Here is an 11,747-nt window from a genome sequence, read left to right as displayed (position 1 = left end):
GCTACCGGCCTTCATTCGCAGTGCACCGGCGTTCACGCGGGTGGTGAGGCGAATCCGGGGGTCGCGACGCGGAGCGTTGCCGGATCGTTCCAGCGGAGCTGGATTCGGCTGATCCGCCCCGGACTGTCGGTGACCGGTGCTAGCGTCCGGATCGTGCAGCTTCGGTACGTCTTCCGTCTCGACCCGACACCCGGTCAGCGCATCGCGCTGGCCCGGGCGTTCGGATGCGCGCGGGTGGTGTACAACGACGCGGTCGCGGCGCGGGAACGGGCCCGGGCGGCAGGCCAGCCGTTTCCCACCGCGGCGGTGCTGTCGAAGACGCTTCTCACCGAGGCGAAGAAGACTAGTGAGCGGCACTGGCTGGGCGAGGTGTCCGCGGTGGTGCTGCAGCAGGCACTGCGGGACGTCGAGACCGCCTACCGCAACTTCTTCACCTCTCTGAAGGGCCGACGCAAGGGCCCGAAGGTGGGCGCGCCGCGGTTCAAGTCGCGCAAGGATGCCAGGCAGGCGATCCGGTTCACCGCGAACGCCCGCTGGAAGATCACCGCCACGGGGCGGCTGAACCTGCCGAAGATCGGCGAGGTGCGGGTGAAATGGTCACGGTCTCTTCCTGCCGTCCCGTCCTCGGTGACCGTGACGAAGGACGCTGCCGGGCGGTACTTCGCCTCCTTCGTCGTCGACACCGACCCGGCCGCCGACGCGGCCCGCATGCCCGACACCGACCGGACGGTGGGCATCGACCTCGGACTCACCCACTTCGCGGTCCTGTCCGACGGCACGAAGATCGACTCCCCGCGGTTCCTGCGCCGGGCGGAGAAGAAACTGAAGAAGGCGCAGCGGGAGCTGTCCCGTAAGCAGAAGGGCTCGAAGAACCGGGCCAAGGCCCGTCTGAAGGTGGCCCGCGCCCACGCGCGGGTGGCCGACGCGCGCCGCGAGTTCCACCACCAGTTGTCCACGAAAGTGATCCGTGAGAACCAAGCGGTCGCGGTGGAGGACCTGGCGGTGGGCGGTCTGGCGCGCACCCGGCTGGCCAAGAGTATCCACGACGCGGGCTGGTCCCAGTTCGTGACCATGCTCGCCTACAAGGCCGCCCGGTACGGGCGCACCTTCGTCAAGGTCGGCCGGTTCGAGCCCACCAGCCAGGTGTGCTCCGCCTGCGGTCACCGCGACGGGCCCAAACCCCTCAACGTGCGGGAATGGACCTGCACCGCCTGCGGCACGGTCCACGACCGGGACCACAACGCCGCCATCAACATCAAGGCCGTCGGACTGGCGGTGACAGCCTGTGGAGCGCAGGTAAGACCGGAACGTATTCCGGCACAGCGCGGTGAAGCAGGAAGCCACGGAATCCGCACCGGAGCCAGCGCCGCATAGCGGCACAGACACCGGAGCGGAAGGCCAGAATCCTCGGGCTTCAGCCCGAGGAGCAAGTCAAGCAGGAGTCTTCGTCGACCATGACGGACATGCCTGGGAAGTCGCTCACAACCTGGGGTTCCCACTTGCCGCAGACGGCTCCCTCACCGTCCCCGACTTCAACACTCTCTAGGATCAACCGCCGCCCCGGACCGGCAAGCCCACCTGGAACGGTTCCAGGGGGCTCCCACCCGCCGACGCCGAGCGCTTTCTGGCCGGTCACATCCGGCGCAGCCGACTGGCCCTGGCGCAGCACCCCGAGCTGTTTCCGGCCGACCCGGAGGCCTGACGAGGCGTCAGATCGGGGCGTGAGTACCCTCGCCCGGCGGTCCGCAACCAATTCGCATGCAACTGTGCAGTACTCGTGTGCGTTTCGCTAGGCTTCCCGCCATACCGGCAGATCAGGGGTAACGGAGTGTCGGAACGGCAGCGCACCGAGAGGACCACCATCGTGGACGGACGCGATCGGCTGGGGAAACCCCTGTACGAGCGCGATGACGAGGTGACCGCCGCCGAGAAAGCGGTGGAGGGGATCTGCGCGGGCGAGGGGAAGGACGAAGGCAGGCGGGGCGGGCTGCTGTTCTACAGCGCCGCCGCCGGTCTGGGCAAGACGACCGTGCTGACCGAGGTCCGGCGCATGGCCGCCGCACGCGGTTGCACCGTGCTGTCCGCCCGGGGCAGCGAGCAGGAGCACACCGTCCCCTTCCACGTCGTACGCCAGTTGCTCCAGCCCGTCCTCGCCTCCTGCACCGAGGCCGAGCGGCGCGAGATATTCGGCGGGTGGTACGAGATCGCCGGACCGGCCGTCGGCCTGTTCGCCCAGCAGACCGGCACCGCGGGACCGGACCCGCAGGGCGTGCGGGACGGCCTGGACTGGGTCGTCACCCAGGTGGCCGTGCTCCGCGCACCCGTCGTGATCGTCCTGGACGACGCCCACTGGGGCGACCTGGAGTCGCTCGCCTGGCTCGCCGCCTTCGCGGTCCGGGCGCGGGAACTCCCCGTGCTGGTCGTCGTCGGCTACCGACCGGACGAAGTGCCCGCCGAGGCGCAGACGTTCCGCGAACTGGTCGAGGGACGCGGCGCACGCCCGATCCCGCTGCACGCCCTCAGCCCGGAGGCGGTCGCCGAACTGGTGCGGGGCTCGCTCGGGGCGGAGGCCGACGACGTCTTCTGCCGCGAGTGCTGGGTGGTCACCGGCGGCAACCCCTACGAAGCCGTCGAGCTCATGGCCAGGGTCCAGGACCGCGGCCTCGCCCCGGACGCGGAGTCGGCCTCCCTGCTGGGTGAACTCGCCGCCAGCGCACGGGGCACCGGCCTGGTCAAGCGCCTGGAGAGGCTCGGCCACGCCGCGGTCCGGCTCGCCTGGGCCGCCGCGGTGCTCGGCACCGAGATCTCCGCGGAACTGGCCTCGACCGTGGCCGGACTGCCCCCGGCCGAGGCCCAGGCCGCCGTGGACCGGCTGCGCGTCGCCCGCATTCTCTCCGGCACCCGCACCCTCGAGTTCGTCCACCCGCTCATCGCCACCGCCGTGTACCAGGCCATCCCGCCGGTCACGCGCACCGCGTTGCACGGTCAGGCCGCCTGGGCGGTCGCCGACGCGGGCCTGGGCATGACCGCCGCCGCCCGGCACCTGCTCGAGACCCACCCCGAGGGCGACCCGAACACCGTCCGCCAACTGCGCGCCGCCGCACGCGAGAACCTCAGTCTTGGCGCGCCCGACGCCGCCCGGCGCTGTCTGGAACGCGCGCTGCGTGAACCCCCCGCGCCCGAGGACCGGGCGGGCGTGCTCTACGAACTCGGCTGCTCCGCCCTGCTCACCGCTCCCGCCACCACGGGCAACCACCTCACCGCCGCCCTGGAACAGCCCTTCCTGGACCCCGAGATCAGGGAGAACGCCACCTTCCGGCTGGCCCAGGTGTTCGCCCACAACGACGAACTCGCCAAGGCGGCCGCCGTCGCAGGCACCGAGGTCGACCGGGCACAGTCCCCCCGGGCACGACTGCGCATGCAGGTGGCGCACTACCTGTGGCTGGTCTTCGACGCGCACGAGGAGCAGGCCTCCGACCGCTCCCAGCGGCTCGCACGGCTCGCCGAGCACCTGCCCGGACAGACCGTCGAGGAGCGGGCCCTGCTGTGCGTCCGCACCTGGGACGCGATGCTGCGCGGAGAGCCGGCCGCGGACACGCTGGACGTCGCCCAACGCGCCATGGGCCTGAGCTACACCGACCCGGACTGGGGCTTCGAACTGCCGAGCGTGGCCGCGCTCAGCTACATGTACGCCGACGAATGCGACCGCGCCGAGGAACTGTTCAGCTCGGCCATCGCCGAGTGCGAGCAGGTCGGCTGGAGCGGCGCCCACCTCTCCTTCGGCTTCACCCTGCTCGGCCTGGTCTGGTTCCGGCGCGGGATGCTCGTCAAGGCGGAGGAGTGCGCACGCGAGGGCGTGCGCCTGGCCGAGCGGGTGGGCGACCGGGTGCCCGCGCGGTGGTATGCCGTGGGGCTGCTGGTGGACGTCCTGCTGTCCCGGGGCCGCGTGGAGGAGGCGCTGCACGTCGCCAGGAGGTACCACTTCGCGCCCCCGTACCTGAACGCGGTGGTCTTCCCGGACTCTCAGACGGTCTACGGGCGGCTGCTGCTCGCCCGCGGCCTGCGCAAGGAGGCCGAAGCCCAACTCACGGCCGCCGGGGCACGGTTGGAGGCCAAGGGCATCGTCAACCCGACCTGGTGCCCCTGGGCGGGCCACCTCGCCCTCGCCGTCGCCGAGGAGGATCCCGCGCGCGCCCGCTCCCTCACGGCGAAGATGCTGCGGCGGGCGGAGCGCTACGGCACGCCCACCGCCGTCGGCGAGGCGCTGGGCTTCGGCGCGGCGGTGGCCGAGGAAGGGCAGGTGCTGCCCCTGCGGGAGCGCGCGGTGGAGATACTGCGCCGCTCGCCCAGCCGGCACGCCTACGCCGAGGCCCTGATCGACCTCGGCGTGGAGGTCGTGCGCGGTGGCGGCACGGACCGGGCGGCCGGGCTTCTGGCCGAGGGGGTCGAGCTGGCGGAGGAGTGCGGTGCCGACCGGCTCGCCGAGCGGGGCCGCGCCGAGCAGGCCGGGCTGGGACTGCGGCTCAACGGGACACGTCCGCTGGCACGGCGCGGAGCGTGCACCACGGAGCAGGGCTGAACCGGGGCGAAGTGAAAGGACATGTCAGCGCGGCCGCGTCCGAGAGGTCCGAGAAGGCTGGGACAGCTGGGACAGCTGGGAGGGCTGAACCGCGGGCGGCGCGGCCGGGATCCGCTCCAGGACGCCGCCCGCGAACACGTCGTACAGCGGCAGCGTCTCCAGGTGCACGTAGCCGATGTGGCAGTCGCACACGGCCAGCGGGCACGGGCGGGGGCGCAGGGCCCGCCGGTAGGAGCCGTCGTACAGATTGCCCAGCTCCGACCGGACGAAGTGGCAGCGGCGCACCGTGCCCTCGCCGTCCACCGAGACGACCGACTCTCCCGTACGACAGGGCAGACCCGCGCTGCGGTGCGGGTGGCGGCTGTACGGGAAGAGCGGGTCCAGGGCCGTCCACCGGTCGGCCTCGGCGTCGGTGTAGGTGTGCCCCTCGGCGGCGTTGACCCACAGGTACACGTGGGAGGGGAGGTCGACGCGCAGCCGGCGCGCGTCGTCCAGGTGCTCGGGGAGGCCGACGACACCGATGCTGTGGCGGACTCCGCGCGCGGCCAGGTCGTGGCACTTGGCCAGGAAGCGGTCGTACGGTGTCTGCCCGGGGTGGAAGGTGCACCACAAGGCGAGGGTGTCCAGGTCGGCCGCGTCCAGCCAGTCGGTGCGGCAGCTGAGGTTGGTCTGGATCGCCACCCGGCGGATGTGCGGCAGCCGGCTCAGCTCCGCGAGCGTACGCCGGTACCAGGAGCGCACCAGGCCCTCGCCCCACGGGGTGAACAGCAGCGAGAGATGGTCGTCGCGCTGCGCCGTAGCCCAGGTGGCAAAGCGCTCCAACGCGGCTCGGTCCGAGTTGAGTTGGGCACGGCTGTCCCGGCGCTTGGCGAACGGGCAGTACGGGCAGTCGTAGTCGCACGAGGCCAGCGGGCCGCGGTAGAGGATCGTCAGGTCCATACGGGACGCGGCCTCCGTCACTTCGGCCGGTAGGCGGTCATGCGTTCGCGCACGGCGGCGGAGAACAACTCGGGGCCCAGCGCGTCGGAGTGGGCCAGGCCCTCCGGGGAGAGCCGCAGCAACTCCGGGCCCGCGGTGTCGTCCAGCCAGCCCCGCGCGCGGAACCGGTCAAGATCGGCGGCGAAGTCGTCGTCGGGCGCCGTGCCGAAACGGGTCCGGTACTCCGCCACGGGCAGGCCCTCGGCCTGAAGCAGCGACTGGAGCAGATGGCGGCGCCGGGACTCGTCCGCGTCCATCTCCCAGCCGAAGTCCGCGTGCCGGAAGCCCTCGGCCGGGCGTGCCGTGTAGTCGTCGATGATCCCGCGGATGCGGTGCATGTCCACGGCGTAGTCGAAGGAGTAGTGCAGCGTGGAGGTGTACGAGCGGGAACCGCAGCCGAGGCCGACCATGCCGTCGGTCTGGCACGCGTAGTCCTCGCCGCCGGTGGCGGGGGCGCCCGCACGGCGGAACATGCGCATCGACACCTGCTCGTAGCCTCGCGCGAGCAGGTGGTCGCGGCCGTGGCGGTACAACCGCAGCCGCTGCTCGTCCCAGTCGGCGTCGCCGCCGGGCGCCGACCCGCGGTGCCGGCCGAGACCGGTGAGCGGGCGCACGTAGAGGGGATAGAGATACAGCTCCTCCGGCCGCCAGGCGAGGACGGCGTCCAGGGAACGGGTCCAGGACGCCTCGGTCTGGCCGTCGATGCCGTAGATCAGGTCGATGTTGAGGACGGGGATGGCCGTGTCGCGGATCCGGGCGAGGGCCGCCTCGACGTCCGCCCGGCGCTGGGGGCGTACGGCCGTGCGCGCCTCGGAGTCGACGAAGCTCTGCACGCCCAGGCTCAGCCGCGTGGTGCCGCGGGCGGCCAGCACGGCCAGCCGGTCCGCGGTCGCCGTGGCCGGCGAGGCCTCCACCGACAGCGGGATCGCGGCGAGGTCGGCGCCCAGACCGTGCTCCGCCAGATCGCACAGCCGCTCCAGCTCCGCCGCCTGGAGGAACGTCGGAGTGCCGCCGCCGAAGGCCGCGTTCGCGAACCGCGCCCCGTCGCCCAGCGCCTCGCGCACGGTGTCCGCCTGACGCTCCATCGCGTCCAGGTAGGCGGTGGTCAGACCGTCCGGCGCCCCGATCCGGGTGAAGAGGTTGCAGAAGCCGCAGCGGACTTCGCAGAACGGTATGTGGAAGTAGAGCGAGAGGGCGTCCTTCGGTTCGTTCGCCCACAGCGCGCGCAGGGACGCCCGCTCCCGGGGGAGTGGGCGGTACGCGGTCTTGTGCGGGTACGCGTAGACGTACTGCTGGTACGGGCGGACGGTGCCGGGCGCGGCTGCCGCCCCGGTGCTGGTGATGCCCATGGTCATCGGGCCCCGTCGACGAAGAAGTGGGCGTAGGGCACGGTCCAGACGACGTCGTGGCCGATGCGGTGGCCGTGGTAGCCGTCCTCGCCGTACGCCGTGCCGTGGTCGGAGCAGACGATGGCGAAACAGGGGCGGCGGCTGCTGACGGCGGCCAGGAGCCGTCCCATGTGCTGGTCCACGTACTCCAGTGCCGCGGCGTGGCTGGCCCGCGTGTCGCCCGCCTCGCGGGTGGCGCCGGGCAGGTGGAACCAGTTGGGTTGGTGCAGGGCCGACGCGTTCACGAAGAGGAACAGGCGCTGATCCTGGGGGAGTCCGGCCACCACCTTCTCCGCGCGGGCCACCTGGGCCTCGAAGGACGTGGGGGAGGTGACGCCGAACTCCGGTTCCCAGTGGCTCTCCTGGAACATCCCCGGCAGGACCGAGCCCAGCGGTCCCTGATTGTTGAAGAAGCCCACACCTCCGACGCACACGGTGCGGTAGCCGACGGCGGCCAGACCCGAGACCAGGTCGGGGGTGTCGTGGACGAAGGTGCCCTTCGCGGTGGTCTCACTGCCCGCGAACCGGGCGGCGAAGAGCCGGGGATGCGGACCGGGCGCGGCCGGTGTCGGCAGGAAGCCCGCGAACATCGCCTGGTGGGAGGCGTAGGTGAAGCTGCCGGGGGCGTGCCGGCGTTCCCAGGCGCCGCCGGGCAGGTGCCGGGCCAGGTGCGGGATGCGGCCGGCCGCCGCCAGCTCCTGCGCCACGTCGTAGCGGAGGGTGTCGAGCGTGACGAACAGGAGGTCGTGGCTGCCCACGATGTCGTTCATGTCAAGCGGCGCTGTCATGGTGGTGCTCCTTGCGTTCTGCTCGCCGTGCGGCGGCAGGGGCGACGGCAGGTCCGGCGACTGCGGGGGCCGGCACGGGGGTCGGTGCGGGGGCCTGCGTGAGGGCCGGTGCGGTGGCGACCAGTGTGAGAGCCGGTGCGGCGGCGACCTGTGCGGCGTAGGTGTCCAGGCCCTCGGCGCCGCTGCCCGGCAGGCCGGTGAGGCGGGGCAGCAGGTCCCCGAACGCGTTCACCTCGCCGACCGTGAAACGGCGCCAGCCCGTCGCCGGCAGGATGTCCACGCCGACGCACAGGGTGCCCGGGAAGCACGCGGCCGCCTGTTCGGCCACGTCCAGCACGTCGGTGAAGTCGCCCCCCGCGGCGCGGATCGCCGCACGTGCCGCGTCCAGGTCGCCACGGGCGCCACCGAGGTGCAGATTCGTCATGGGGTGCCGGCTGGTCCGTACCACGGCATGCGTGGCGCGTCCTGCCACCACGACCACCCGCAGGTCGGCGGCCCGGCCGCCCTGCGAGGCCTTCGGCAGCCACCGCTCGACGTGGACCCCGTCCGGGACCAGGGCGTCGACGAGGGCCGCGACGCCGGCCTCCGAGGTGTAGTGGCGCACCCGGAGGGAGTTGTGGAGGTGCCCGTCGGCCGTGGTCTCCACGGAGGTCGTCGCCCTGACACGGCCCGGTCCCGCCAGCGTCAGCGCCACGACACCGGAGGCCGACGACCCGTGCGCCGGCTTCACGAACGCCCGTGAGATCCGGGCCGCCGTCAGCTGCTCCCGAAGCCCGTCCCGCCCCGACCAGCCGCCGAACGGACCCGTCGGAGCCGGAGGGACCGGGACGCCCGCGGCGGCGAGCCGCGCGTGGCAGCGCCGCTTGTCGAACATGACCGCGACGTCCTCCGGGTCGGCGGTCGTCACCGCGCCCGCACGCCGCGCCGCGGCGGTCACCTCCCGCACCGCGGCGGTGAAACGGCGGTGCCACAGGGCCGTTCCCTCGACCCGGGTCGGGTCGTCGGTGTCCCGCAGCAACCGGTCGACCTCGGCGTTCTCGCCGGGGGAGTCGAGCCGCACCAACTCGCCCGGTGTGAAGGCGTACCGCCCGCGCAGCACGTCCCGCCACGCGAGCACACGGGGTGCCGGGTGACCGGCCGCCCGCACGGCGTCCGCGAACATCGTCGTCCGCCGGTTCTCGGGATTGCCGACGACGGCGAACCGAAGGCCGACGGCGGACGCCGGACAGGACGGCCTCATTCCGCGACCGCGGTGAAGCGGTGGACGACGCCGTCGTCCTCCCACGCCCGGCCGCGCTCCGACAGGTCGACCTCGACGCCGGACGGCTCCAGCGCCGTACGGATCCGCTCGGCCACGGGCTCGCTGAGGAAGTTGTGGTGGAGGTCGAGCCGGGTCAGGTGGGTGAGCGGCCGACCGCCGAGCAGGGCCGTCGCGCCCTCGTCGGTGAGTACGCCGAGCGACAGGTCGAGCGAGGCCAACTCGGCGACGACAGGGGCCCCGGCGACGGCGGTGGCGATCTCGTCCTGGATCTCGCTGTTGCGCAGCCCGAGATGGCGCAGCGCCGGGAAGCGTCCGCCGGCCAGGATCGGGGCGAGGTCGGCGACCTGCGCGTCGCCGCCGTACTCCTCCACCCCGAGCCACAGGTCGAGGTGCTCCAGGGCGGGGAACTCGCCGGCGGCGACACCGCGCACGACCTCGCCGGGCAGGCCGCCGGCCTCGAAGCGGAGCCTGCGCAGACGCTCGTGCCGGACCGCCGGGAAGCGCAGCCCGGTGCCGCCGCGGACCCCGAACTCCTCCAGCAGCGGATACGCCTCGAGGACCGGCGTGACATCGCACTGCTCGATCCAGGAGATCTCCGCCTCCTCCATCTCCAGGTCCCCGATGAACACGGCCCGAAGCGCGGTCAGCCGGTCACGGGCGTCCACGAGGTGCCGCACGATGCCGCTGGAGTCGTTGTCGTACGGCTCACCCCACTGACCCACGATGAGGGCACGCACACCGGCGGGGTCGACGGAGTCGAGGAAGCGGTCCCACAGGGCACCGAAGTCCTCAGGGGAGTCCCCGTACGGGTCGACGGCCAGCCGCCAGGCCGCGGTGCCCGCCTCCGGCAGCTCCCGCTTCCCCGCGAACTGGGCGAAGTCGAGGGCCGGGAGGCCATGCAGCTCCTTCAGATGCTCGACGTGGGACATGTCGCTGGCCTCCTGGTGCTCGCACGCGTTGCGTCGTTCGTGAAGAGTTGTACCAAGCGGCTCTGACATCGAGGTGACGGGCCGGGTACGTCGGGGGGTGCGGCGCACGATGTCGGCCCTGTCCAGGGCCTAACGGCCCTTGCCACCAGGGACGTTGGGGAAAATGCCCCTAATGCCATACTGACCTGCGGTTTCATCGGACGGAACGTCCGTTGTTCCCGTCGTATCCGGCTACCGTTCCGCACACGTCTCTTCAGGAGCCCACCCATGTCTCGACTCATCCGCCAGCTCCCGGGCAGCGCACCTGACCGCCCGGCCCGGTGCGCACCGGCCCCGGCCGTCGCACCGGGCACGGCTGGAACGGACGCCACGCGGTGGACCGCCGTCGGGCGTGAGACGCGGAGGGGGCGCTGATCATGAGCGCGGAAGACGGGACGTACCACGCACTCCTGGCCCGGCACGACGCCATGCGACTGCGCCGGCAGATGCTCTCCACCGGCGGCTTCCCGGGCACGGACAGCGGCAGTGGCATACGCGGCCCGGTCGGACAGTCGTGCGACGGGCAGCCGTATGGCGGGCAGTCGCACGAGGGGCAGCCGTACGAGGGGGCGGCCGATCAGCAGGTCATCATGCGGCATCTGGACCTGGTGACGCCGTTCGAAGAGCTGATCGCCCACCTCTACGACGCGCTGTTCACCCGGCACCCCTCCCTGCGGTCGCTGTTCCCCGCCGAGATGGCGTTCCAGCAGGCCCACCTGACGAGGGCGTTCTGGTACCTGCTCGAACACCTCGACCGGCCCGAGCAGATCACCGCGACGTTCACCCAGCTGGGCCGCGACCACCGCAAGCTCGGCGTGCGCCCGGCGCAGTACGCGGCGTTCGAAACCGCGCTCTGCGAGGCGCTGCGCATCCGTGCCGGCGCGCACTGGTCCGCGGAACTCGAGCAGGCGTGGGTCCGGATGGTGCGCTTCGGGATCACCGCCATGGTGCAGGGCGCGGACGCGGCGCTGCACGAGCCGCCGTGCTGGGAGGCCACGGTGACGGCCCATCGGCTGTGCGGACCGGACCTCGCGGTGCTCCGGGTACGACCGCACGAGACGTTCCGGTACCGGGCCGGGCAGTACACCGCGCTGGAGTCCGCGCGGCTGCCGCACACCTGGCGCTCGTACTACCTGGCCGGCGACCCCGGCCGGGACGGGGAGCTGGAGTTCCACGTCCGGTGCACCGGCACCGGCGGCGTGAGTGAGGCGCTGGTGTGCCACACCGCGGTCGGGGACCGGGTACGGCTCGGTCCTCCCAAGGGGAACCTGGGGCTCGGCGAGGAGCCGACGGGTGAACTCCGGCTGGTGGCCTGGGACACCGGCTGGGCCGCGATGAAGGCGCTGCTCCAGGAGCTGGAAGGCCGCCTGCGGCCGGCGTCCGAGCACCGGACGGGCCGGGTGCGGCTCTTCCTGGGCGCCGACGCGCTGTCCGACCTGTACGACACCGAGTACCTGACCGGGTTCGAACGCCGCCGCCCGTGGCTGACCGTGGTCCCGGTGACGGGCGGGGTACCGGGGGAGGGCGCGTACGACCGCCTGGCCCGCGCGGTGACCCGGAGCCGCCCCGCGCCGGCCGGCCGCGCGCTGCTCGCCGGGCCGCCGGCGATGGTCCGGACGGTGACGGCCGCGCTCACCCGGGCCGGGCTGCCCGCCGACCACGTCCGCCACGACCCGCTGCCGGCCGGCCCGCGGGACCTGCCCGCATCCGTCGGCGCCTTCGGCTCGGCCGGAGCCCGGGTGTTCCAGAGCCAGTCGATCCCGGCGTGACCGACCGCCGCGACGG

8 protein-coding genes are annotated in these 11,747 nt (G+C 72.8%); 3 read left to right on the top strand and 5 right to left on the bottom strand.

All coding sequences use genetic code 11. From position 1 onward, the window contains the following. Positions 1–153: 153 nt before the first annotated feature. Both ACTYVM_RS23955 and ACTYVM_RS23950 read left to right on the top strand, forming a co-directional pair. The gene (locus tag ACTYVM_RS23955) at positions 154–1,374 is read left to right on the top strand and encodes an RNA-guided endonuclease InsQ/TnpB family protein (RefSeq protein ID WP_445527914.1); all 1,221 of its coding nucleotides are present in this window, start codon (positions 154–156) and stop codon (positions 1,372–1,374) included. Positions 1,375–1,864: 490 nt separating this feature from the next. Continuing rightward, on the top strand, positions 1,865–4,579 hold the full coding sequence (locus ACTYVM_RS23950; protein ID WP_445527913.1) for an ATP-binding protein: 2,715 nt from the start codon (positions 1,865–1,867) through the stop codon (positions 4,577–4,579). A gap of 24 nt (positions 4,580–4,603) precedes the next feature. On the opposite strand, the gene ACTYVM_RS23945 is transcribed toward ACTYVM_RS23950, so the two are convergent. From ACTYVM_RS23945 to ACTYVM_RS23925, 5 genes are read right to left on the bottom strand one after another with little or no spacing between them, the layout of a single operon-like run. Further along, positions 4,604–5,518, bottom strand: a complete 915-nt coding sequence (locus tag ACTYVM_RS23945; protein ID WP_445527912.1) for an STM4011 family radical SAM protein — start codon at positions 5,516–5,518, stop codon at positions 4,604–4,606. Between the two features lie 17 nt (positions 5,519–5,535). Next, entirely contained in the window at positions 5,536–6,906 is a 1,371-nt protein-coding gene (locus tag ACTYVM_RS23940; RefSeq protein ID WP_445527911.1) for an STM4012 family radical SAM protein, read from the bottom strand. A gap of 2 nt (positions 6,907–6,908) precedes the next feature. Continuing rightward, complete coding sequence (locus ACTYVM_RS23935) at positions 6,909–7,715, bottom strand: STM4013/SEN3800 family hydrolase (protein ID WP_445527928.1); 807 nt, start codon at positions 7,713–7,715, stop codon at positions 6,909–6,911. A gap of 1 nt (position 7,716) precedes the next feature. Continuing rightward, positions 7,717–8,973 carry an STM4014 family protein gene (locus ACTYVM_RS23930; RefSeq protein WP_445527910.1) on the bottom strand — a complete coding sequence of 419 codons (1,257 nt, stop codon included), beginning with the start codon at positions 8,971–8,973 and terminating at the stop codon, positions 7,717–7,719. Beyond that, positions 8,970–9,923: an STM4015 family protein gene (locus ACTYVM_RS23925; RefSeq protein ID WP_445527909.1), complete on the bottom strand. Its 954-nt coding sequence runs from the start codon at positions 9,921–9,923 to the stop codon at positions 8,970–8,972. The genes ACTYVM_RS23930 and ACTYVM_RS23925 overlap by 4 nt, the downstream gene beginning before the upstream one ends. A 416-nt stretch (positions 9,924–10,339) precedes the next feature. Here ACTYVM_RS23925 and ACTYVM_RS23920 point away from each other — a divergent pair, with 416 nt between their 5' ends. Continuing rightward, positions 10,340–11,731: a globin domain-containing protein gene (locus ACTYVM_RS23920; RefSeq protein ID WP_445527908.1), complete on the top strand. Its 1,392-nt coding sequence runs from the start codon at positions 10,340–10,342 to the stop codon at positions 11,729–11,731. Positions 11,732–11,747 lie beyond the last annotated feature (16 nt).

The sequence above is a fragment of the Streptomyces cyslabdanicus genome (assembly GCF_052663305.1).
The sequence above is the reverse complement of the archived record's forward strand: the minus strand, read 5'-3'. Positions and strand labels throughout refer to the sequence as shown.

Excerpts from the sequence above, each read along its gene's own strand:
- ACTYVM_RS23935 (WP_445527928.1), bottom strand. The coding sequence starts at position 7,715 with ATGAACGACATCGTGGGCAGCCACGACCTCCTGTTCGTCACGCTCGAC.
- ACTYVM_RS23930 (WP_445527910.1), bottom strand. The coding sequence starts at position 8,973 with ATGAGGCCGTCCTGTCCGGCGTCCGCCGTCGGCCTTCGGTTCGCCGTC.
- ACTYVM_RS23945 (WP_445527912.1), bottom strand. The coding sequence starts at position 5,518 with ATGGACCTGACGATCCTCTACCGCGGCCCGCTGGCCTCGTGCGACTAC.
- ACTYVM_RS23920 (WP_445527908.1), top strand. The coding sequence starts at position 10,340 with ATGAGCGCGGAAGACGGGACGTACCACGCACTCCTGGCCCGGCACGAC.
- ACTYVM_RS23940 (WP_445527911.1), bottom strand. The coding sequence starts at position 6,906 with ATGGGCATCACCAGCACCGGGGCGGCAGCCGCGCCCGGCACCGTCCGC.
- ACTYVM_RS23925 (WP_445527909.1), bottom strand. The coding sequence starts at position 9,923 with ATGTCCCACGTCGAGCATCTGAAGGAGCTGCATGGCCTCCCGGCCCTC.